Below are 22397 nucleotides of genomic sequence, written 5' to 3' on the forward strand. Positions count from 1 at the left end.
TTTACTCTCAACCTTGTCGCTTTAGGAACCCTTCTGTCATGACTGAATTACCACACGAATCAGACAACTCACGCAAACCCACTGATTCGACCGAGTCAGTGACCTCTCAAAATGAGCAGGCTTCAATGGATTCGACAGAAGATGTGCTTGAAGCTAAAGCCGATCAGCCCACACCCGCCTATAATCGTATTAACACCAAATCCAAAAGAGCTGCCTTGATAAAAAAAGGCATTCTCGCTTTAGTGTTTTTGATAGTAGTGGGCGTCATTGCTTACGGTTTGTATAAGAGCAATCAGCACAGCAAGCCTGAAATTGTCACCTTACAAGGTCAGATGCAAATGCAGCAAACCTCCATTGCAGCAAAAGTATCTGGACGTATTGCTCAAATATTAGTGACAGAGGGCGATACTGTGACGGTGGGTCAGCAGCTGATTGAAATGGACTCACCTGAGATTAATGCCAAAATCAACCAAGCACGCGCTGGCAAACAGATGGCACAAAGTCAGTTAGATAAAGCAGAAAACGGTGCGCGTCCACAAGAAATCGCTCAAGCAAAAGCAGCATGGCAGGCCAATAAAGCTGCTTCTGATCTGGCAGAAAATACGTATCAGCGTGTCAATCGCCTGTATGAAGAAGGGCTCATGGCGCGGCAAAAACGCGACGAAGCCTATGCACAATATTTGGCCACTCAAGACCAGACCGAAGCGTCGCGCTTACAATACGATTTGGCGATGGAAGGCACACGCAGTGAAGACAAGTCTGCTGCCAGCGCGCAAGTCGCCCAAGTCGATGCTCAACTAGACGAAGCTTTAGTCGCAAAAGAAGAGGCGAATCTAAAAAGTCCCATTTCTGGTATCGTCGATAATATTATTGTCAATGCAGGTGAAGTTATTGGGCAAGGTGTGCCGATCTTAACGCTCGTTAATACCAACGATCAGTGGGTAGTACTCAACGTCACCGAAGCACATCTGAATCAGTTTGCGATTGGTCAGCAATTTAACGGTACGATTCCAGCACTATCATCAACCAATAAGCCTTATACCAAGCAGTTTACGGTTTATGCCACTTCGACGTTATCTGACTTTGCCACTTGGCGCCCAACCAATAATGATGATGGCTTTGATGTGCGTACGTTTGAAGTGAAAGCACGTCCGAACACGCCTGACACCCGTATACGCTCAGGTATGAGCGTTGTTGTACGTATTGATCCTACTACTGTTCGTCAGACCCAAGAGTAAGTCATGAGTTTAACTAAGCTGAGTGGGGCTTTTATACGCAGCGCTGCCTATGAACGGCGGTTTTTAACCAAAAACCCATGGGATCTTAGTATGGCGGTTTGGCTACCGCTAATAACCGTACTCATGATCTGGTGGATATTTTCACAGACTCAGATTACCGACTTGCCCATTGGCGTGATGGATCAAGACAATGGCCCTGTTGCCAATACTGCTGTACGTTATTTGGAAGCCAGTCCTACTTTGACCGTAAGACAGCTTTATTACTCAGATACTGAGGCACAGGCGGCAATCTTACAGCGCGATGTGTATGCCACCGTGGTTATTCCTGAGAACTTTTCTCGCAATATTTTGTCTGGTAAGTCGGCTCCGCTAATATTGCGTGTCAATGCGCAGTATGGCACGCATTCAGGCATTATTCAGACCAGTGTTCAGGCGGTTGCTGGTACGTTATCAGCAGGGGTTGAGATACAGCGTTTGGTCAAAAAAGGCATGTCATCAGCACAAGCAGCCATTGCCTACTCGCCTATTAAAATACAGCGTATCAGCTTGTTTAACGCCGCCACCAATTACCAACAGTTTTTGGCATCAACCGTTATCCCTGCTTTATTACATATTTTGGCGATGGTCATTGGTGCAACGACGATAGGCCGTGAGTTACGCGATAAAAACCTTGGTCATTGGTATCGTTTTATTGATAAGAATGAATCAGGCCATAAAATCGTTGAACCAGCCAGCATTTTGGTCATATTATTTGGGTTGTTGGGCAAATATTTCTGGCCTACAGTGGCGTATAGTGTTTGGGCAATGCTGGTATTATGGCTCGCCACACCTCAAACATCGGTCGCCATTGGCTCAATTGTTACCACCTACATCGGTCTGATACTGCTGATGATGCTGTCTTTTTGGCTGGGCGCTATCTTTACCTTGGGTGCATTCTCATTGCGTATGGGATTGTCTTCTACTGCCTTTATCTCAGCACCTTCATACGCTTTTGCTGGGGTGACTTTTCCTTATATTGCCATTAGTGACAGTGCCAAACATTGGTCAGATGCATTGCCACTCACTCATTATTTAAAGTTGAACATTGCGCAATTACAGATGCAGGCGCCTGTAGCCGTGTCGCTACCGATTGTTTATGGCCTGACCCTTGCAACAGGAATTGCTATGGTTTTAACTGCGCTACTGACCAAACGTGCGCTTGCGCATCCTGAGCGTTGGGGAGCACGCTAATGTCATTAACATCGAAAAACCACTCATCTACCACGGCAGATGATTCCAGCGAATACTCCTCACAACATTTTTTAGGCAGTTTTTTACAGACGCTTAAAGACGTATTTTCTGATAAGGGGGTGCTTTTATTACTCATGATTGCGCCAATTATTTATGGATTCTTTTATCCTTGGCCTTATTCAACAGAGGTGGTTAATCATGTGCCTGTGGGTATCGTTGATAACGACAACAGCAACTTATCGCGAACCATCGTTCGTTATGCAAGCGCCAGCCCGCAACTAGATACACAGCGTTTTCTTAGTGAACAAGAAGCCAAAGCGGCTATATGGTCAGATGACATTGCTGGCTATATGGTGATTCCCAGTGGACTTGAGCAGCAGGTAATGTCCGGAAAAGAAGCCAGTGTCAGTGTTCTGGGTAATGGTGGTTACTTTTTATTGAATAAAAACGTACAAACTGGATTTTTAAAAGCCGTTAGCACGGTGTCTGCTGGCATTGAAATCAAAAAAAATGTGGCTCAAGGCGCTTATCTCGCAACTGCTGCCGCTAATACCCAAGCGGTACCATTAAAAATCATCCCTTTATACAATCAAACTGAAGGTTATGGCGCTTACGTTGTGCCAGCAGTGTCTATTCTTATTTTGCAACAGACGCTTTTGATGTCAACCGCTATGCTGGTTGGTACGTGGTATGAACAGCGACGTCATAGAGCCAGTGTAAGGGGCTGGCTTGGTCGTATTGCAGCTCTAAGCACTTTTGGTTTTATGACTGGCTGCTTTTATTATGGTTGGGCCTTTGAGCTACATCATTATGCGCGCGGACAGAATATGATCGGTAGCCTGCTATTTTTACTACTATTTTGTCCTACAGTGGCGACGCTTGGCTGTGTGCTTGGACTGTGGTTCCGTCAACGTGAGCGCAGTATGCAGCTTTTGATTTTTAGCTCACTACCGATGTTCTTTGTCAGCGGCTACCCTTGGCCTGCCTATCAACTTCCAGAGTTTTTACAAATCATCCGCTGGCTCATACCGACTACGCCTGCCATCAATACTTCTGTCCAGCTGAACCAAATGGGCGCCAGTCTCTCTCAAGTTGCACTGGGATTCTATGCATTGGCAGGACTGTGGGTACTTTATTTTATGTTGCTGATGCTGATACGTTGGTACGACTGCGTACAGCAGCGTAAAGCTCTGCTATAACCTATCCTACCCTTTATAAACAGTGAAGCTGCCTTTTAATTAATGCTTTTATTAATACAAAGATGAAAAAAAGCGCCTACTTGTTCGGTAGACGCTTTTTTATTTGTACTATTTGCAAGACCTTACGATCAATAACGACACATTAAAAGATTCGATTCAAACCATTCAATGCTGCAACGCGATAGGCTTCTGCCATCGTTGGATAGTTAAAGGTAGTATTTACAAAGTACTCAAGCGTGTTATTGCTCTTACACTTCATAACAGCTTGACCGATATGGATAATCTCTGAAGCATGGTTGCCATAGCAATGAATACCAAGAATCTCTAACGTCTCACGGTGGAACAATATCTTGAGTACCCCACTACGCTCCCCGATGATTTGTGCGCGTGCTAAGTGCTTAAAGAAGGCCTGTCCTACTTCATAAGGCACTTTTTCATCCGTCAGCTCTTGTTCTGTTTTACCAATACATGAGACTTCAGGAATCGTATAAATCCCTGTTGGGACACTAGATACTGGTTCAGCATCACTATCACCAACCATAAAGGCTGCCGCACAGCGGCCTTGGTCATAAGCCGCAGAAGCCAGCGATGGCCAACCGATGACATCACCAGCTGCATAGATGTTTTTGACTTCGGTACAATAGGTATCGTCAACTTTTAATTGGCCGCGACTGTTGGCTTTGAGACCAATAGCTTCCAAATTCAGACCCTCTGTATTACCCGAACGTCCGTTTGACCATAGAATGGCATCAGATTTGATTTTTTTACCACTTTTTAAGTGTAAAATGACACAGTCATCGTGCGTTTCTAAATGGTCAATTTCTTCATTACTACGAATAAGCACGCCGAACTGCCTAAAATCATGTGCGATAGCATCGCTAATTTCGCTATCCAAATAGCTGAGTAATTGATCTTGGTTATTAATCAAATCAACTTTATAGCCAAGACCGGTAAAGATAGAGGCGTACTCACAGCCAATAACACCTGCGCCATAGATAATGATTTTTTTGACGATATAATCCATTTGTAAAATTTTATCAGAGTCAAAAACCCGTGGATGATTAAAATCTAGAATGTCTGGACGATATGGACGGCTACCAACAGTCACGATGGCTTTATTAAAGGTAATGGTCTCAAACATATTGTCATCAATTTCGATGCGCAACGTATGGGTGTCAACAAAACTTGCCCAACCTTGAATCACCTCAATGCGGTTACGCTCATAAAACCGTGTGTGCGTATTTACCTGACGACGTATGACTTGACGAGCATTAGCCAGTACGCTATTTAAAGGTACCTGCTTGTACTCCATCGCCTTAGTAAACATAGGGTCACGGCGAAAGTTAATTAAGTTGAATACCGATTGACGTAAGGCTTTACTTGGAATGGTGCCCACATGAGTAGAGTTGCCACCCACTTGGTCACGCGGGTCTACAACCACCACTTTTTTGCCTGATTTTGTCAGCTTCATAGCAGCCGCTTCACCAGCTGGCCCAGCTCCTAAAATGACCACATCGTATTCATACTCATGATCATCGCCTTTTATGCGATTCAAATCTTTGGCATAACCAGATTTGATATCAATACGCGTGTCATCGAGTGGGTTCACAAGATGCGGATGGTGCATGATATCATCCGTCACCTGCTCGTGGGTTTGCTCAATCTTTTGTTTTTTATCTTTACCTTCTGTATGTTCAGAATCAGGAGTAAGGTTGCTTTCTTTGTTTGAGACTTCAGTCTGAGTATCTTCGCCGACTTCATTGGTCGCGTCGTTTGCTTTTTTACTTACCATCATGTCCTCTTCATATTTACTTATTTATTTGGTGGTTAGACCATGAGTAAATCAATACTTGGTTGAGTCAAGTTCATCGTACCAAGCTCAAATACTGCATCAAGCTCAAGTGCTAAGGCATGGTCACCATACGTTGTGACACTATATTTTGCAATGTCCAATACCCCGTCGGGCTTTGTTTGGCTTGATCAATCTGTGGGCGGGCACTGATCACATACTCTGTGCCAAGGGTTGGTTTGAAGTCATCAACCCAGTCATAAGGAATTTGAAACACGCTGCCATCTTTATTTGATTTGGCGAGTAAGCATTGCATAGGTAAGGCTGAGGCGCAGGCAACTCGGTTTGGCATAATGGTTAGCGTTTGTGCTTCGCCCAAGACGATGGTTGGGATATAACGCGGCTCAGGAACTGGCTCACGTGAGAATGGTGATGTTTGACAGGCACTTAGCAAGGTCGCCACACTCAGTAAACTGGTCAATAATAAAGGCGTTTTACTCGATTTATAGGATGAGATCATAATATTCTCTGTATGATAATGACATTATAGTGAATGGCGTATACTAATAATTTTTTAGCGCTTATTTTTATAATACCTATGGCATCAGCCAATGCGGCGTTTAAGACCAGTCATCTGCAAAATACGGGTGGCAATCTCTTCCACAGACATCTCAGACACATCTAAGCTTGGGATACCATGAGTAATATAGATGCCTTGTATCGCACGTTGTTCTTGCTGGCATTGTTGATAGCTAGAATAACGACTACCCGCACGACGTTCTTGGCGGATTTTTACTAAACGGTCAGTATCGATTAGTAGGCCGAATAGCTTGTCTTTGTGATCACGTAAGGCTTTTGGTAATTGATTGTCATACAGGTCATCCTCAGTCAAAGGATAGTTAGCAGCGCGAATACCAAACTGTAAAGCTAGGTATAGTGAAGTTGGTGTTTTGCCTGAACGTGATACCCCAATCAGAATAATATCAGCGGCATTATAATGACGAGTACGTGCGCCATCGTCATTGTCTAAGGCAAAGTGAACCGCATCAATGCGTTCTTTATAAGTCTCAGAGTCCACATCGTCATGGGCATGACCTGAATGTCCATCTGGCTCTACCCCTGTTTCTTCAGCAACGCGTCCAATTAGCCCTTCATACATGTCCAGATTACAGCTTTCGGCGGCGTTGATTTTTTCACGTATCTCAGGATTTACAATCGTATCAAACACTAATGGTAACAAACCATCTCGTTGATAGGCCATATTGATTTGTTCAACCGCATCATCAGCGCGCTCTAAGCTATCTACGTAAGGCAATACTCGCGTCTCAAAAGGTACCGAGGCAAATTGACTCAAAATAGCACGTCCCAGCGTCTCAGCAGTAATCGCTGTACCATCTGAGATAAAAAATGCCGTTCTAACGGCTTGTGAGCTGTCTAAATTTAGCGCATTTCGATTTTGAATAGTGGGTTTCACTTGTTCAGCGGGATTGCTTGAGTACATAACGTTGGCACCTCGATTGATAACACAATAGTAACCTTCATGTAGCGCTTGATTCTCATCTGTCTTCGACTGCTCTGATATAGCACGTAATTCGGTACTTAATATTGAACACCTATATAATGATAAGCCTCTACTATTTATGCTCTCCATTATACGCATATTAAAGAACTAATAGAAATCAATGTTACAGGCGTTCACTTAGAAACCAACATCACTTCCAGTCTTTGAAGGCAGATACTACCTCATTTTTTTCTAAAAGTTTTTAGCCCGATTATTAGCAAAAGCTCGGAGCAACATCGGAAATTATGTAGTAAACCTGACAATTTGTATTTTTTTACCAAGTTTTTTAATTTACCCCCTCGAAATTCTCAGAATATAGCGGTATAATCCACCATTATAATCTTTACTAAATAACCTTATTTTCTGGAGTTATCATGGCAGCTCAATCTACAGCACTTGTAATCAATCTTGATCAGCTAGGAAAAGACGACATTGAAGTGGTCGGTGGTAAGAATGCCTCACTTGGCGAGATGATCAGCCATCTTTCTGATTTGGGTGTCAGTGTTCCAGGCGGTTTTGCCACAACTTCAAATGCGTTTAATCGTTTTTTGACAGAAACAGGCTTGCTGGACAAAATCAATGATGAGCTAAAAACATTAGACGTCAATGATGTCAACAAACTTGCTGCTACTGGTAAAAAAATCCGTACGTGGATTATTGAGCAAGAGCTGCCAAAAGATCTTGAGCAAGAAGTTCGCCTAGCATTTGAAACCATGAGTGGCGGCGAAGACATCGCGGTTGCGGTACGCTCTTCTGCCACTGCTGAAGATTTGCCAGATGCGTCATTTGCTGGTCAGCAAGAAACTTTTTTAAACATTCGCGGCATCGATAATATCCTTATTGCTATTAAAGAAGTATTCGCTTCTCTTTATAATGACCGTGCTATCTCTTACCGTGTACACAAAGGTTTTGAGCACGAGGGCGTTGCTTTATCTGCTGCCGTACAGCGTATGGTACGTTCAGAGACTGGCGCAGCTGGCGTTATGTTCACGCTAGATACAGAAAGTGGCTTTGATCAAGTGGTGTTTATCACATCAAGCTATGGTCTTGGCGAAATGGTTGTACAGGGTGCGGTAAACCCAGACGAATTCTACATCTCAAAACGCTTGCTAGAAAATGGTAAGCCTGCGGTTATTCGCCGTAACCTTGGTAGCAAGCACAAGAAAATGATCTACGGTGATGAAGGCAGTACGGCAAAATCAGTCAAAACCGTTGATGTTGAAAAACAAGATCGTATGCAGTTCTCATTATCTACAGAAGAGCTAACCTCACTTGCCAAGCAAGCCATGACCATCGAAAAGCATTATGGTCAAGCGATGGATATCGAGTGGGCAAAAGACGGTGACACTAACGAGATCTTTATCGTTCAGGCGCGTCCTGAAACTGTTAAGAGTCGTCAAGACAGCAACATTATGGAACGTTACATCATTGATACGAGTAATGCCAAAATATTGTGTGAAGGTCGTTCAATCGGTCAACGTATTGGTTCAGGTAAAGTCCGTATCGTGACCAACCTAAACGAGATGGACAAAGTAGAAGAAGGCGATGTATTGGTATCAGATATGACTGATCCTGATTGGGAGCCGGTCATGAAGCGTGCTTCTGCCATCATCACCAACCGTGGTGGTCGTACGTGTCACGCTGCTATTATTGCACGCGAGCTTGGTGTACCAGCCATCGTTGGTTGTGGTAATGCCACTGAATTATTAGTCGATGGTCAAGACGTGACTGCTTCTTGTGCCGAAGGTGACACAGGATTCATTTATGAAAGCCAAATTGATTTTGAAGTCCAGACCAACTCTGTCGAGTCTATGCCAGAGCTTGCATTCAAAGTAATGATGAACGTCGGTAACCCAGATCGCGCCTTCTCATTCACCCAAATGCCAAACGAAGGTATTGGTCTTGCGCGTCTTGAATTCATCATCAACCGTATGATTGGTGTGCATCCAAAAGCACTGCTAAACATGAACAGCTTGCCACGTGAAATCTCACAAGCAATCCAAGAGCGTATTGCAGGTTATGCCTCACCTGTTGACTTCTATGTTGATAAATTGGTTGAAGGTATTTCAACCCTAGCCGTTGCTTTCATGGATCAGCCAGTGATCGTTCGTATGTCAGATTTTAAATCAAACGAATATGCTAACCTGCTTGGTGGTAAGTTATACGAGCCATCAGAAGAGAACCCAATGCTTGGTTTCCGCGGTGCTAGTCGCTATGTGTCTGACAACTTCCGTGATTGCTTTGAGCTTGAGTGTAAAGCGCTAAAGCGTGTACGTGACGAGATGGGCTTGACCAATGTTGAGATTATGATTCCATTCGTTCGTACCACGGGCGAAGCGGCACAAGTCATTGAACTGCTTGAGAAAAACGGTCTAAAACGTGGTGAGAATGGTCTACGCGTCATCATGATGTGTGAACTACCAACCAACGCGCTACTGGCAGAAGAATTCCTAGAATACTTCGACGGTTTCTCAATCGGCTCTAACGATTTGACTCAGCTAACATTAGGTCTCGATCGCGACTCAGGTATCGTCTCACATCTATTTGATGAGCGTGACCCTGCTGTTAAGAAATTGTTAACTATGGCAATCGACGCCTGTCGTAAGCAAAACAAATACGTTGGTATCTGTGGTCAGGGCCCATCAGACCATCCAGATCTAGCATTCTGGCTCATGGAGCAAGGTATTAGCTCTGTGTCATTGAACCCAGACTCAGTACTTGATACTTGGTTCTTCTTAGCGGGTGAAGAAGCAAAATAAGCCATCACGTTAAGTCACAACATTAAGTTACTATGTTAAATTACTACGGTAATTCACACAGTCATTAAAGATATAGCTTCTAGGGTCTATTTGATTTTTTCAGATAGACCCTAATATAATGACTTAGATATGACTAACTATGCAGGCAATTATGCAGATTTTCCTTGCTCGAAATAACGTACAAGCTGGCCCATACACGTTGGAGCAGCTCAATATCATGTTGGCATCTGGTGAAGTATTACTGGATGACTTGATATGGCATGAAGGCTTAGATCAATGGCAACGTGTTGGTAACCTAACCAACAATCAAACTGTTTATAGAATCAATAATGTCCCTACTTCAGATGTTAACGATTCTATTATCAATAACGTCACCATCTTTCCTGAAAACAATGCCAATAATGCTCAAGGTGATAAGTCCGTATCGTTAGACAGATTATATGGCAAGCCTGAACGTTCAAAAGACTCAAGCAAAAATGCAAAGATGGACATGACAGCCAACCGTCATCAAACACCGCATCATAATGTGTCTTTGAATAAGTCTGCCCTTAACAAATCTAGCAAAGACAAAGTCGTCGGTGACCTTGTGCTTGCGCCTATTATGTCGCGTATATTAGCGACGGCCATTAATGGTCTACTGTATATATTGGCCATTATTCCACTTGTCTTGGCTTTGACTAAGATGGATGTGGATTATAGTAAATTCCAAAATATTCAAAACATGGATGTTGCTTATCAATATTCAATGACGTTGATGGAAAGTCTTCCTAGCAGCACATTGATGATGTCACAAGTCATGGTTTTTGGATTATTTGCACTGCAACTGATATTCATCACGCTACGTGGTCAGTCACTTGGTAAATTGCTAACGGGTATTCGTGTGGTAGATCAGACCACGCATCGTTTGCCATCATTTACCAAACTGGTGGGTATGCGTACGCTGTTTTTGTTTATCATCTATAATCTGTTGTTTTCATTCACCAGCTTCTTAGGTTTTGTCATTGTTGCTATTCATTATTATATGGCAGCGAAAAGCCCTGAAAACATCGGTTGGCACGACAAACTTGCCAAAACATTGGTGGTAAAAGCAGATAGTAGTCAATTGGTAAAAGAACCTAAGATCAAATAGTCAATTTTTGAGTCAGTGGTTTTTGGTTCAAGCTCAACTACCGATTTTATTAGTTAGATAAAAAAGCAACGTCTTACCGTTGCTTTTTTGTTGATGGAAAAAAATTCATTTTTATAGCTTATTCTTAGTGCTAAGCGATTAACCTTTGTGTTAATGCTGAAGTACTGTTATAATACGGCGCTTTATAAACTAAGCTTATTCCTTACCTTATTGGCTAAGAGTCAGGCTTACTTTATAAATCTCCTTGCTATTAACATAGGGTTAATAGCTACTAATCCGTAAGGAGTCATAATGCGACATTACGAACTGGTGTTACTTGTACACCCAGACCAAAGCGACCAAGTGGTTGGCATGGTTGAGCGTTACATCAAGTTAGTTCAAGACAACAACGGTGTTATCCATCGTTTAGAAGATTGGGGCCGTCGTCAACTGGCTTATCCAATCAACAAGATTCACAAAGCTCATTACGTTCTTTTCAACATTGAAACTGACGGTGAAACTTTGGCTGAACTTGAAGAATTATTCCGTTATAACGACGCGATCATTCGTAGTCTAGTTATGCGCCGTGACGAAGCTGTCACTGAAGAGTCGCAGTTAGCCAAGAATGCCGATGAAAAACGCGCACGCAAAGCAACTACTCGTCGTCCAGACAATCGTGAAAACGATCATGACGACAACGACAACAGTGAAGACTAATTAAAGGAGAATACTCATGGCACGTTTCTATCGCCGTCGCAAATTCTGCCGTTTCACTGCTGAAGGCATCACTCACATCGATTATAAAGATGTTGAATTGCTAAAACAGTACATCAGTGATAATGGTAAAATCGTACCAAGCCGCATTACCGGTACATCTACTAAATATCAGCGTCAGTTGGCCACTGCTATCAAGCAAGCTCGCTATCTTTCGCTACTTCCATACACTGATAACCATCAAGGTTAACCGTTAACTAGGAATGACTCATGCAAATTATTTTGTTACAGCGTATCGTCAACCTTGGTAAACTCGGTGAGACTGTCGATGTAAAACCAGGTTACGGACGTAACTTTCTTATCCCTCAGGGCAAAGCACTACCTGCTACTAAAGCTAACATTGAAAAGTTCGAAGCACGTCGTGCTGAACTTGAAGCTGAAGAAGCAAAAGAAGTAGCGGTTGCTCAAGAACGTGCTGATGCGTTAACTGACGTTAATGTTATCATGCGTGCTAAATCAGGTGATGAAGGCAAGCTATTCGGCTCTATCGGTACTCGCGATATCGCTGAAGCATTGACTAACTCAGGTCTAGAAGTAGACCGTGCTGAAATCAAGCTTCCTGAAGGCACTTTACGTCAAGTTGGCGAATATAATGTTGATATTCAGCTACATCACGACGTTACTGCTAGCATCTTAGTTACTATCCTATCTGAAGATGGTAATGACGAAGAGCAAGAAGAAGCTGCAGACGAGAGCGAAGACTATTCTGAAGAGTAATCTTTTGAATATCTAAGTTCAGTTTACACGAAAACCAGTGGCGTTAAGTCACTGGTTTTTTTATATCTGTATTTTGGCAGAGTGCCACTACGTTAGTGAAATAAATATATTGAGCAACGACAGTTTTGACTGTACGCGGCACTGTATACTCTACGCAAGTTTGCTACTATCTCATTATTTTCTTTTCTAATGCACCCTAGCAATTACTTGCAATAAATCTGTTAAAAAACTTATACTTAATAATAAGATTATGTATATAAAGTCATCTACAAGGTTACTTAGTAAGTTGATATTCTACGTGCCTCTTAATTACTGACAAGGTGTACTAATATGATAAACACTGATGATAAATTATTATGTATACGGGGTAATGATTTTTACTCAGAAGGTGAGATTTACACAGTCGGTAGAATTGTGAATAATAAATACTTCCAGCTATTAACTGGCAATAATGAAGATCATTGGTACGCCACTTTGGATGATCAAGGTATCTATGTGAGCTTTGATTCTATTACCGCCAAAAACAGTAAAGCTTGGTTCGACAAAATCGCTTAGCTCTTAGCTGACTATTGGTAGTAGTATGCTCCATGCTAAATATTAGTACGTCTTATTTTTGAAATGAATGGTCATGATAATTGGCTATTTTTTTGGTCAAAAATCCAATTGGCTACGTTCTAGATAATCTACAGGACACGGCCACTTATTGGCTGTAGTTGGTACACTCTTACCTTCAGCAATCATTTTTGCTGCGTTAATCCAGCCTGCATGCCCTACAGCCATTATCGGTACGCTAGCATCGTTAATACCTTTCTCAATAGTCATGATATTCATCCAACGCTCGATCCTTATAAACAGTTGATACAAGCTTTCACCATCAGTAGGGGCAAAATGTGCAAAATCATTGCACCAGTCATCAATGTCTTGCTTAGCAATCTCCTCCCAAGAGCGACCTTCCCAAATACCAAAATCAATCTCAGCAAGCTCCGGTACAATGTAATACTGGAAACCACGCTCCTCCAATATCTGTCCCACAGCTAAAGAGCGCCTTAATGGACTTACTAAAATGACTTTGGGCAATTGATGTAAACGAACAAAACGCTCAATTTTGTTCGCAAGACGTTTTATTTTACGCACATCTACCGATATGTCTGTCTGTCCAATGCACAAACCTTTTGCCTCGATGGGTTTAGGGTGACGCCAAATATACATAATCATAAACGGTTATTTTAATGAGTTTGAGTATTAGATAAATGGCATAGATGCTGCCAGCCCTATATAGATTGCCACTTCGCTCACCTGTTGCGTCGCGCCTAATCCATCACCTGTATAGCCTTCTAGTCGCCTATACAGCAATCGTCGCATATAATCTGTTGCAATCAGAGCCAATAATAATGTCAGCAGCCATTGACCAAGACCAATTTGATGCATCGTATTAGGAAAGATGATAGTGACTAATACGCCAGCTAATATCAACCAACCACCACTGAGCACTCCTTGTAATGGTGTTAATTGTTGTGCCATCGGTTTGGCTTTGGCATGCTCAATCTCACCACCATAGGGCAATAAAGCGAGTAAGCTGATGCATAGCAAGCGCGAAGCCGTATGACCGATAATGAGGGCAATAATGGCAACTGACAGCGGCATAGATGCCAATAAGGTAACTTTTAACAGCAGTGCTGACACCAAGCCCAGAACACCGTAAGTCCCTAAGCGCGAGTCTTTCATAATGGTTAGTGTGCGCTCGCGTGTCAGACCGCCGCCCAAACCATCACAACTGTCAGCCAAACCGTCTTCATGAAAAGCACCAGTAAGTCTAATACCAAACACTGTGCTTATTACCGCAGCCACCAGCGGTGTAAATAAAATGCTGCCGAGCCAAAACACACCTGCACAAAGCAATCCAACCAGTAATCCTACAGCCGGAAAATGACGACTGCTCTGATGCAACCATTGCGGATTGTAATGAATAAATGGCGATACTGGCAATCGCGTCAAAAACTGTATAGCAACTAGCAACAGTCGGTATTCATAACTTATAAATTGTATGACAGTAGGTCTAGATGAAGACGGCTTTGGATGTTTTAATGGTGATAGCATCAGCTGTTTTGCTCACTAATACCTGCTTCACTAAAACTCGCCATCTCATTAATAATGGCACAAGCTGATTGAAGTAGCGGATAGGCAAGCGCTGCACCGCTTCCTTCTCCTAAGCGCATACCCATATCAAGTAATGGTTGCGCATTCAATAACTTTAACAAATGTATATGACCTGGCTCAACTGAATGATGGGCGAATATAGCATATTGTATGACACCAGGCGCTAAGCGCTCAGCCACCAGTAAAGCGCTACTGGCGATAAAACCATCGATTAGGAGAATACGGCGCTCGCTAGCTGCTTTAATCAACGCTCCTGCCATCATAGCAACTTCCAAACCACCTAAGGCAGCAAGTGCGGATAAAGGCTCTTTTGCGTCTTTATGTTGTGTTAACACTTGTTTTAAAATCTCTGTCTTATGCTGTAATCCTTTATCATTTAGCCCCGTGCCACGACCAATACAATCAGCAATTGGTACATTGCCTAACCTTGCTAATAACAAACTGGCGGCTGAGGTATTACCAATACCCATCTCTCCTACAATCAGTAAGTTACCAGGTAACTCTTTAACCACTGTCATACCGCGTTCTAACGCTGCCAAGCACTCCTCTTCTGTCATGGCAGGTTCTACGAGGGCATCACGACTACCATGACGGATTTTATGATTCAGCAATTGTGGATGTGGCTCAAAATCTGTATCCACGCCCGCATCAACTACCTTTAACTCGATATTATGTTGACGTGCCAATACATTAATCGCGGCCCCACCTTGCAAAAAGTTATACACCATTTGCGCAGTCACAGCACTCGGATAAGCGGATGTACCGTGCTTGGTTAAACCATGGTCGGCTGCAAATACTCGAATTTGTGGTTGCTCAATTTGCGGCTTGGTAGTGCCTTGAATCATACCCAATTGCAATGCCAATGTCTCTAATCGTCCTAGTGCACCAAGTGGCTTAGTTTTCAGATCTATAATCTGCTGGAGTTGCTGTCGAAGTACCTTGTTTTCTATACTGGCTATCGTAGGCGCGGTGAATGTGGTCAAAGCAAGCATCCTGATGTTGTGACATATAAAATAAAAAACCAATACTAGCAGAATACGAAATTTTTACCATTAACAACGTCATATCTGTGTTGAATAGATTTCCTAGGAGCGCGTATTTAAGATAGAATATGCCCCTTTAAAAACACATATCGCTATTGATGCCCAGCTCAGTGACAGCTGCATGGATAATTCACAAAGATATCAACTATATAGAGGCTGTAATGATCGTATTTTGGCTGGTGCTGACCATTCTTTTTATTATTTTTGCCACAGCAAAATTAAAGTGGCATCCTTTTTTAGTGTTAATATTATCAGCTTTTTTGGTCGCACTTTTTTACCAAGTACCGCTTAACACTGTCGCTAAGACGATCTCCGATGGCTTTGGTGGTATCTTAGGTTACATTGGTCTGGTCATTGTATTCGGTACTATTATCGGTTTAATTCTTGAAAAAACCGGTGCTGCCATTGTGATGGCAGAGTTTGTGATCAAAGTATTGGGGCCACGCTTCCCTACTTTAACCATGTCTATCGTTGGTGCTGTGGTATCAGTCCCTGTCTTTTGTGACTCAGGCTACATTATTTTGAACTCTTTAAAAGAGTCTTTGGCCGAGCGCTTAAAGGTATCGAGCGTGGCAATGAGTATTGCATTGGCAACAGGTCTATATGCAACCCACACCTTTGTACCGCCAACACCTGGTCCGATCGCTGCCGCAGGAAACTTAGGACTGGAGTCAAATCTAGGCTTGGTTATTATGGTTGGTGTGGTTGTGACAGCAGTTGCCGTATTGGCAGGCTGGTGGTGGTCGAACCGTTTCCTTAATGCCACGCCTGACAACATAGATGCCGCAGACGCGCCTGCAGCGGCGATGCCTGAAGGCATGAAAACGCGCGATGACTATAGTCAGCTGCCTTCAGCAACCATGGCGTTTTTACCTATTATCGTACCTATTTTACTCATTTGCCTGTCATCTGTTGCCAATCTTCCAAGTACGCCCTTTGGTAGCGGTATGTTACCAGATATATTGATATTCATTGGTAATCCACTCACTGCCCTACTGATCGGTTTGTTCTTATCCTTCTTTCTTATCAATTCAACGCAAAAAACGCAGCAAATTAGCGACAGCATCTCACAAGGCTTGGTAGTGGCGGCACCCATTCTATTAATCACGGGTGCTGGTGGTGCGTTTGGTGCCATGCTAAAAGTGACGCCTATCGGTGACTATTTGGGTACAACGTTATCCGCATTGGGTTTAGGCGTCTTTATGCCGTTTATCGTTTCTGCTGCGCTAAAAACAGCACAAGGCTCAACCACGGTTGCTTTGGTTACCACCTCTGCAATGGTTGCGCCTTTACTGGATCAAATTGGTCTTGATAGTGAGCTTGGTCGTGTATTCTGTGTGATGGCTATTGGTGCAGGCGCAATGACCGTTTCACATGCTAATGACAGTTTCTTCTGGATTGTCAGTCAGTTTAGCCGTATGAGTGTGGCTCAGGCTTACAAAGCGCATTCGATGGCCACTGGTATTCAAGGTGTCACCAGTATCGTATTTATCTGGCTATTAACCTTGGTATTTATTTAACGTATCAGCTGAGTTAAAGAGAGTTTTATGAAAATTTTAATCGCCCCCGACTCGTTCAAAGAAAGCTTAGAGGCATTGGATGTTTGCCATGCCATTCAGTCTGGATTTAGTCAGGTGTTTCCAGACGCTGATTATACGTTGCTGCCTATGGCTGATGGCGGTGAAGGCACGTCAGCGGTGTTGTCATACGTATTGGGCGGACGCTGGAAAGAAGTGCGTGTACATGATCCTCTGATGAGACCCATTACCGCAAAATACTTGCTATTACCAGATGCAACTGCAGTGATTGAAATCGCTCAGGCTTGCGGATTACATCTACTAACTGTCGCGGAGCGTAATCCTGTTATTGCCAGTAGTTATGGTGTTGGTGAGCTGATTGCAGATGCTTTGGATGAAGGTGCCAAACGCATTATCATCGGTTTGGGCGGTAGTGCGACCAATGATGCAGGACTTGGTATGCTAACCGCGCTCGGTATGACGTTTCATGGCGCTGATGACAATGTACTGGGTCAAGGTGGCGGTGAGCTTGCCAACTTACAGCGAGTGGATAATACTCGTTTTCATGCAGACATCTTAAACACGGTGTTTGAAGTGGCTTGTGATGTGACCAATCCTTTATGTGGTGAATCTGGTGCCAGTGCTATTTTTGGCCCTCAAAAAGGCGCTTGTCCTCAGCAAGTTATCGACTTAGACAATGCGCTTGGTCATTTTGCCACTATATGTAATGAACATGGCTATGAGAGATGTCAAGAAGTTGCTGGTGCTGGTGCCGCTGGTGGGCTTGGGTATGCGTTGATGAGCTTTTGCCGCGCTCAATTAAAATCAGGTTTTGATACGGTAGCAGAAGTTGCCTGCTTATCGCAGCATATCGCTGATGCTGATCTTGTGATCACAGGCGAAGGTAAGCTTGATGAGCAAACAGCCATGGGTAAAGTCGCGGGCGGTATCAGCCAACTTGCCAAAGCCACTCATACGCCAGTTATCGCTATTTGCGGTAGTGTTGATGGGCTAAAACCTGCTCAAACCACTCAGTTCGATGTGGTTATGCCTAGTATTCAAAGGATAGACTCCATTGACAATGTGTTAAGTGCCGCTTACCACAATATTGAAACCACCGCTGTCAATATTGCCGCAGCCATGCGACTGGGTCAAAGTGTGAAATAACTGATTTTAATGATTTAAAAAAAGGACATGATATCGCTATCATGTCCTTTTTTGTTTAATACAGGTACTACAATCCGCTATTATTCAGCAGCGATGGCGATCATCTCAACCAATAATTCAGGACGTGCCAATGCAGATTCACCACACGCACGCGCTGGCGGCTCTATGCCTTCAAACCATTTGTCATAGACTTCATTCATAGCGGCAAAGTCTGCCATGTCTTTGATCCAAACCGTGACAGATAATAGCTTCGACTTATCGCTACCCACTTCTTCTAATAACGTTTGGATTTTTTCCAAACAAGTCAATGTTTGCGCTTTGATATCGTCTTCTGCATTACCGACCTGACCACATAAGTATACGGTCTTGTTATGGACGACAATTCTGCTCATGCGTGGAGTACTATGTAGCTTTTTTATCATGTCATATACCTTCAATTTATAAATTTAAGTCTGTGCTAAATATGCTGAACGCGCGTTTAGTTAGAAAAACGCTGGGCACTAAATGGTGCAAGATCGACCAGTAAAGGCTTCTCATGAATCATCTCTTCAACAAGACGCCCTGTCATCGGCCCTAAAGTGAAGCCTTGATGACTGTGACCAAATGCAAACCAGAGCTTGTCATGCTTATCAGCAGGACCAATGACTGGCTTCATATCCGGCATACAAGGACGTGATCCTGCCCATGCTTCACTCTCGACCGCATCTTCTAGCGGCAAGATTTTTTTGGCAAGCTTCAATACGGTTTGTAATTGACCAAAGTTCTTTGGTGCATTCATGGTGGTCATCTCAGCACCCGTCGTAATACGAATACCTTGCTGCATTGGACCCATCACAAACCCTTTGTCCATATCAAACATACTATGATGGATGGTATTTTTTTCCGTCACTTTGAAATGCTGATGATAGCCACGCATTGGGAACAATGGCAGATTGTAACCAAGTGGTTTGATCAAATCATTAGACCATGGGCCTGCAGCGATGACCAATTTATCACTATAATAAGTATCTTTATCAGTGATGATTTTCCAGCCCTCTGCATCTTGAACGATTTCTTTGACATCAGTCTCTTTGATCGTGCCCTGCATCTCTTGGAAGTTTTTCGCATAGGCTTTTACAAGCGAGCTTGGGTTTGATACTTGCCATGAATTCAACCAATGGATAGCACCAACGAAACCGTCAAAGTTGGCGCGCGGCTCCATGGCTTTTAGCTGTTCGAGATTGAGTACATTATGCTCAACGCCTTGGTTACGAGCATCAATGGCTGATGCTTGTGCTTCTTTAAACGTCTCTTCCGAGCGATGTAGTTGCAACCAACCATCGCGAGTAATCAGCTCATCAGCACCAGATGCACTAATCATGGTCTGATGCTCACTGGTACAATGCTCAATCAACGTTTGCCACTCAGATTCAATTTTTTTGACTGACGCAGGCGTCGAGTACTTCCAGTACTGAAGCAGCGCTTGATGATAACGTAAAATGGCTGGAATACGATAGCGAATATCCGTACCTTGATTAGGCAATACTCGAATCATCTCAGTCAGCTGACGGGGAAAAGGATGCGTATGAATGGCTTCACGCTGAATCAATCCAGCATTACCATATGACGTCTCTGACCCTGGTAGCTTCTTATCTAATAACAATACGTTTGAATTGTTTTTTTGCAAATGCCACGCAATTGAGGTACCAACCATACCTGCACCGATAACGATCACTTCATAGCGCATAATCTGTCCTTCTCATAGGATATTAATACAGTGTGTCAAAATATAGGAGTGTAAAAATAGAGGGTCTAAATTATAAGGTGGTAATATAACGCATTGCGCTGAATATTAAACCCTTATCTAAAAAATATTTTCACGACGACATATCTTTGGTTATACATTTAACAAAAAGCCATTTTTAAACGGAATAAGATTGCTGAATCAATACTCACCACCATACTGGCTCGTCACTTTCTATCACTGGCTGTTTCATCGTTTCTACCTTGACCTTGTCTATGGACAGCTCAGCGATAAACCGTGAGGCTTTGTCAAAGTATCCTGAGTAACTCGAAAAATAATCTGGCGCGGTTAAAAACAATCGATGCTTGGCACGACTACAAGCAACATAAAACAGTTTACGCTCCTCCTCCAACTCTGCAAAATCATTCAATGATCGATAGTGTGGCGTGATACCATCAACCAATGCATTCATGAATACCACAGGCCATTCCAGCCCCTTAGCACTATGAATCGTAGAGATGGTTAGTTTATCAGTGTCCGCATCGCCTTGTTCAAACTTGCCTGCGATGGCAACTGAGTCATTGGGTGGATCGAGTGCAAGATTTTCTAAAAAACTATCAAGACTGTCATGCTCATTCGCTAAGTTTGTGAGGACACGGAAATCCTCACTACGCTCCCGCCAATTGTCTTCATTGATTTTTAAGACAGGTATATAAAATTCAAGAATCAGCGTAATAATTTTTTCAACTGAGTCCGCTTGGTTGGCTTGGCTTAGCATCTTGTATAATGGCATCAGTTGATCGCTCTTTTTGGCAAATCTTGCGGTCAGTAATGGCTCAAAAGAATTGTTATCCGCTGTGATTGCTTGGGTTAGACGCGTTGCAGTGACTGATCCAACCCCTTTAAACAAGGTCAAGATACGATGCCAAGATATGGTATCGTTGGGGTTATAGAGGATTTTGACAAATGCCAGTACATCTTTGATATGACGCCTCTCAATGAACTTAATACCGCCGACGACAATGAATGGAATATGACGCTCCATAAACTCCAGCTGTATATAATTAGACTGAAAAGACGTTCGGCACAATACCGCAAAATCCTTATAATCATATTCTGACTTTAGCGCGATGACTTTATCGGCGATATATTTGGCTTCTTTGGTTTCGTTACTCAGGCGGTAAAAAACAGGCTTCACCCCCTCTACTTGAGAGCCTGAATACAGCTGTTTTTGATAGCCTAATGTAATTTCATCTGATAAGGCATTAATATAGTCTAAGACAGCAGGCGTACTACGATAATTCTGCTCAAGCTTAATAAGCTTGGCATCAGGATACGTCTCACCAAATAAAAGAATATTCTCATAATTGGCACCGCGAAAGGCGTAGATGCTTTGGTTATCATCACCGACCACCATTAGTGAGACTGATTCGGGGGTACAAATGAGATCAATCAGCTCTTTTTGCGGAATATTGGTGTCTTGATATTCATCAACCATGACATAACGATAATGCGTTTGGAGGAGCTGACGGAATTTGTCATTGGTTTTTAGATGACGTACCACTTGGCCGATAATATCATCGAAGTCGTATAAATGATTAGCGCGTTTGTATTCGTGAAAATCAATCGCCAATTGCTCTATAGCAGGGATATGGGTCGCAATATCGGGATAGCCACTTTCAATTAATTCACGGATACGGATTCGCCGATTTCTAGACGTGGAAAATATTTTTTGCAGCGTTTTTTTGCGCGGAAACGCTTGGCTGGTGATGTTGGTTGCGTATTTTTTCTCTTTGTTAATCAAGTCAATCGCATCTTCGCTATCGCCCGTGTCCAAAATGGTAAACCTTGGATTGATACCAAGCAGTCCTGAATATTGGCGCAGCAGCAAGGCACAAAATGAGTGAAAAGTACCGCTGGTAATCGCATTGAGCGCTTGACTGTCTTTTTGGCTCTCACCATCACTCGTGAGACTACTTGCCAGCAAGGTCTTGGCGCGACCTTTGATTTCATTGGCGGCTTTACGGGTAAACGTCAGCAGCAAAATCTCTTTAGGAGACACGCCGTTTTCTATCAAATAGCTGGTTCTATAAGTGAGTGTTTTTGTTTTACCAGAGCCTGCACCCGCGATGACCAAAACCTTCCCTTCAATGGTCGTAGCAGCCAAGAGCTGATTTTCGTTAAGCTCACTGGCATAATCAATCTCTAATCCTAAATCATGGGCAAGCCTTTGCTGCAACAAATCAGTATCCGCGGTCATCAAGTTGGCTTCAAGCTTCTCAATCGCTTTTTCAAGACGTGCAAGCTTGGGTTTCATCTCAATGAAGTTTTGCGGATAGTTATAATGGTGTGTGTCAAAAATCGTAGGTTTCATGATACGGTCTTGCCTTTGATGGGGTTTGCAGCGCGCTCAAT

General features: G+C 43.1%; 20 protein-coding genes. 11 read left to right on the forward strand and 9 right to left on the reverse strand.

The features are described from left to right. Positions 1 to 38: 38 nt before the first annotated feature. Genes CIK80_RS01850 through CIK80_RS01860 form a run of 3 tightly spaced genes read left to right on the forward strand, consistent with a single transcriptional unit; the run spans position 39 to position 3667 of the window. Positions 39 to 1238 carry an efflux RND transporter periplasmic adaptor subunit gene (locus tag CIK80_RS01850; RefSeq protein WP_095568636.1) on the forward strand — a complete coding sequence of 400 codons (1200 nt, stop codon included), beginning with the start codon at positions 39 to 41 and terminating at the stop codon, positions 1236 to 1238. 3 nt (positions 1239 to 1241) lie between these two features. Beyond that, positions 1242 to 2468 carry an ABC transporter permease gene (locus CIK80_RS01855; RefSeq protein WP_095568637.1) on the forward strand — a complete coding sequence of 409 codons (1227 nt, stop codon included), beginning with the start codon at positions 1242 to 1244 and terminating at the stop codon, positions 2466 to 2468. Continuing rightward, the gene (locus CIK80_RS01860) at positions 2468 to 3667 is read left to right on the forward strand and encodes an ABC transporter permease (RefSeq protein ID WP_095568638.1); all 1200 of its coding nucleotides are present in this window, start codon (positions 2468 to 2470) and stop codon (positions 3665 to 3667) included. Before CIK80_RS01855 ends, CIK80_RS01860 begins: the two co-directional genes overlap by 1 nt. 142 nt (positions 3668 to 3809) lie before the next feature. Here the strand turns inward: CIK80_RS01860 and sthA are convergent, their stop codons facing one another. The 3 genes from sthA to CIK80_RS01875 form a co-directional block, all read right to left on the reverse strand. Beyond that, positions 3810 to 5459 (reverse strand): Si-specific NAD(P)(+) transhydrogenase, encoded by a 1650-nt coding sequence (gene sthA / locus CIK80_RS01865; protein ID WP_095569498.1) that lies wholly within the window; start codon positions 5457 to 5459, stop codon positions 3810 to 3812. 112 nt (positions 5460 to 5571) lie between these two features. After that, a complete protein-coding gene (locus CIK80_RS01870; RefSeq protein WP_062844277.1) occupies positions 5572 to 5976 on the reverse strand; it encodes a hypothetical protein in 405 nt (134 codons plus the stop codon). Between the two features lie 84 nt (positions 5977 to 6060). Continuing rightward, positions 6061 to 6957 (reverse strand): pyruvate, water dikinase regulatory protein, encoded by an 897-nt coding sequence (locus tag CIK80_RS01875; RefSeq protein WP_062844276.1) that lies wholly within the window; start codon positions 6955 to 6957, stop codon positions 6061 to 6063. A gap of 434 nt (positions 6958 to 7391) precedes the next feature. On the opposite strand from CIK80_RS01875, the gene ppsA reads away from it, so the two are divergent. The 6 genes from ppsA (at position 7392) to CIK80_RS01905 (ending at position 12930) form a co-directional block, all read left to right on the forward strand. Next, positions 7392 to 9776 (forward strand): phosphoenolpyruvate synthase, encoded by a 2385-nt coding sequence (gene ppsA / locus CIK80_RS01880; RefSeq protein WP_095568639.1) that lies wholly within the window; start codon positions 7392 to 7394, stop codon positions 9774 to 9776. Positions 9777 to 9915: 139 nt separating this feature from the next. Beyond that, a complete protein-coding gene (locus tag CIK80_RS01885; RefSeq protein ID WP_095568640.1) occupies positions 9916 to 10905 on the forward strand; it encodes an RDD family protein in 990 nt (329 codons plus the stop codon). Positions 10906 to 11196: 291 nt separating this feature from the next. Continuing rightward, positions 11197 to 11601, forward strand: a complete 405-nt coding sequence (gene rpsF / locus CIK80_RS01890) for a 30S ribosomal protein S6 (RefSeq protein ID WP_062844273.1) — start codon at positions 11197 to 11199, stop codon at positions 11599 to 11601. Between the two features lie 16 nt (positions 11602 to 11617). Next, positions 11618 to 11848, forward strand: coding sequence for a 30S ribosomal protein S18 (gene rpsR, locus CIK80_RS01895; RefSeq protein WP_010198808.1), 231 nt, complete (start codon positions 11618 to 11620; stop codon positions 11846 to 11848). A 20-nt stretch (positions 11849 to 11868) separates the two neighbouring features. Continuing rightward, positions 11869 to 12375, forward strand: coding sequence for a 50S ribosomal protein L9 (rplI, locus tag CIK80_RS01900; RefSeq protein ID WP_062844272.1), 507 nt, complete (start codon positions 11869 to 11871; stop codon positions 12373 to 12375). Between the two features lie 330 nt (positions 12376 to 12705). Then, the gene (locus tag CIK80_RS01905) at positions 12706 to 12930 is read left to right on the forward strand and encodes a hypothetical protein (RefSeq protein WP_062844271.1); all 225 of its coding nucleotides are present in this window, start codon (positions 12706 to 12708) and stop codon (positions 12928 to 12930) included. Between the two features lie 96 nt (positions 12931 to 13026). Here the strand turns inward: CIK80_RS01905 and CIK80_RS01910 are convergent, their stop codons facing one another. From CIK80_RS01910 to cobT, 3 genes are all read right to left on the reverse strand, one after another. Next, positions 13027 to 13590, reverse strand: coding sequence for a histidine phosphatase family protein (locus CIK80_RS01910; RefSeq protein ID WP_095568641.1), 564 nt, complete (start codon positions 13588 to 13590; stop codon positions 13027 to 13029). A gap of 27 nt (positions 13591 to 13617) precedes the next feature. Next, positions 13618 to 14391 carry an adenosylcobinamide-GDP ribazoletransferase gene (gene cobS / locus CIK80_RS01915; RefSeq protein WP_257011663.1) on the reverse strand — a complete coding sequence of 258 codons (774 nt, stop codon included), beginning with the start codon at positions 14389 to 14391 and terminating at the stop codon, positions 13618 to 13620. Positions 14392 to 14471: 80 nt separating this feature from the next. Next, complete coding sequence (cobT, locus tag CIK80_RS01920; RefSeq protein WP_095568643.1) at positions 14472 to 15524, reverse strand: nicotinate-nucleotide--dimethylbenzimidazole phosphoribosyltransferase; 1053 nt, start codon at positions 15522 to 15524, stop codon at positions 14472 to 14474. Between the two features lie 212 nt (positions 15525 to 15736). Here cobT and CIK80_RS01925 point away from each other — a divergent pair, with 212 nt between their 5' ends. Further along, complete coding sequence (locus CIK80_RS01925) at positions 15737 to 17095, forward strand: GntP family permease (protein WP_095568644.1); 1359 nt, start codon at positions 15737 to 15739, stop codon at positions 17093 to 17095. A 27-nt stretch (positions 17096 to 17122) separates the two neighbouring features. After that, positions 17123 to 18259 (forward strand): glycerate kinase, encoded by a 1137-nt coding sequence (locus CIK80_RS01930; protein WP_095568645.1) that lies wholly within the window; start codon positions 17123 to 17125, stop codon positions 18257 to 18259. Positions 18260 to 18339: 80 nt separating this feature from the next. Here CIK80_RS01930 and CIK80_RS01935 read toward each other — a convergent pair whose 3' ends face one another. The 3 genes from CIK80_RS01935 to CIK80_RS01945 form a co-directional block, all read right to left on the reverse strand. Then, positions 18340 to 18678 (reverse strand): RidA family protein, encoded by a 339-nt coding sequence (locus CIK80_RS01935; protein ID WP_062845869.1) that lies wholly within the window; start codon positions 18676 to 18678, stop codon positions 18340 to 18342. 59 nt (positions 18679 to 18737) lie between these two features. Beyond that, entirely contained in the window at positions 18738 to 19985 is a 1248-nt protein-coding gene (locus CIK80_RS01940; RefSeq protein WP_062844266.1) for an FAD-dependent oxidoreductase, read from the reverse strand. A gap of 205 nt (positions 19986 to 20190) precedes the next feature. Beyond that, positions 20191 to 22356, reverse strand: coding sequence for an ATP-dependent helicase (locus tag CIK80_RS01945; protein WP_095568646.1), 2166 nt, complete (start codon positions 22354 to 22356; stop codon positions 20191 to 20193). Positions 22357 to 22397: the final 41 nt, after the last annotated feature.

This window comes from Psychrobacter sp. JB193 (genome assembly GCF_002285555.1).
In the GTDB taxonomy this organism is placed as follows: domain Bacteria; phylum Pseudomonadota; class Gammaproteobacteria; order Pseudomonadales; family Moraxellaceae; genus Psychrobacter; species Psychrobacter alimentarius.

Coding starts and splice junctions, on each gene's coding strand:
- CIK80_RS01850 (WP_095568636.1), top strand. CDS start 39: ATGACTGAATTACCACACGAATCAGACAACTCACGCAAACCCACTGAT.
- CIK80_RS01855 (WP_095568637.1), top strand. CDS start 1,242: ATGAGTTTAACTAAGCTGAGTGGGGCTTTTATACGCAGCGCTGCCTAT.
- CIK80_RS01860 (WP_095568638.1), top strand. CDS start 2,468: ATGTCATTAACATCGAAAAACCACTCATCTACCACGGCAGATGATTCC.
- sthA (WP_095569498.1), bottom strand. CDS start 5,459: ATGGTAAGTAAAAAAGCAAACGACGCGACCAATGAAGTCGGCGAAGAT.
- CIK80_RS01870 (WP_062844277.1), bottom strand. CDS start 5,976: ATGATCTCATCCTATAAATCGAGTAAAACGCCTTTATTATTGACCAGT.
- CIK80_RS01875 (WP_062844276.1), bottom strand. CDS start 6,957: ATGTACTCAAGCAATCCCGCTGAACAAGTGAAACCCACTATTCAAAAT.
- ppsA (WP_095568639.1), top strand. CDS start 7,392: ATGGCAGCTCAATCTACAGCACTTGTAATCAATCTTGATCAGCTAGGA.
- CIK80_RS01885 (WP_095568640.1), top strand. CDS start 9,916: ATGCAGGCAATTATGCAGATTTTCCTTGCTCGAAATAACGTACAAGCT.
- rpsF (WP_062844273.1), top strand. CDS start 11,197: ATGCGACATTACGAACTGGTGTTACTTGTACACCCAGACCAAAGCGAC.
- rpsR (WP_010198808.1), top strand. CDS start 11,618: ATGGCACGTTTCTATCGCCGTCGCAAATTCTGCCGTTTCACTGCTGAA.
- rplI (WP_062844272.1), top strand. CDS start 11,869: ATGCAAATTATTTTGTTACAGCGTATCGTCAACCTTGGTAAACTCGGT.
- CIK80_RS01905 (WP_062844271.1), top strand. CDS start 12,706: ATGATAAACACTGATGATAAATTATTATGTATACGGGGTAATGATTTT.
- CIK80_RS01910 (WP_095568641.1), bottom strand. CDS start 13,590: ATGATTATGTATATTTGGCGTCACCCTAAACCCATCGAGGCAAAAGGT.
- cobT (WP_095568643.1), bottom strand. CDS start 15,524: ATGCTTGCTTTGACCACATTCACCGCGCCTACGATAGCCAGTATAGAA.
- CIK80_RS01925 (WP_095568644.1), top strand. CDS start 15,737: ATGATCGTATTTTGGCTGGTGCTGACCATTCTTTTTATTATTTTTGCC.
- CIK80_RS01930 (WP_095568645.1), top strand. CDS start 17,123: ATGAAAATTTTAATCGCCCCCGACTCGTTCAAAGAAAGCTTAGAGGCA.
- CIK80_RS01940 (WP_062844266.1), bottom strand. CDS start 19,985: ATGCGCTATGAAGTGATCGTTATCGGTGCAGGTATGGTTGGTACCTCA.
- CIK80_RS01945 (WP_095568646.1), bottom strand. CDS start 22,356: ATGAAACCTACGATTTTTGACACACACCATTATAACTATCCGCAAAAC.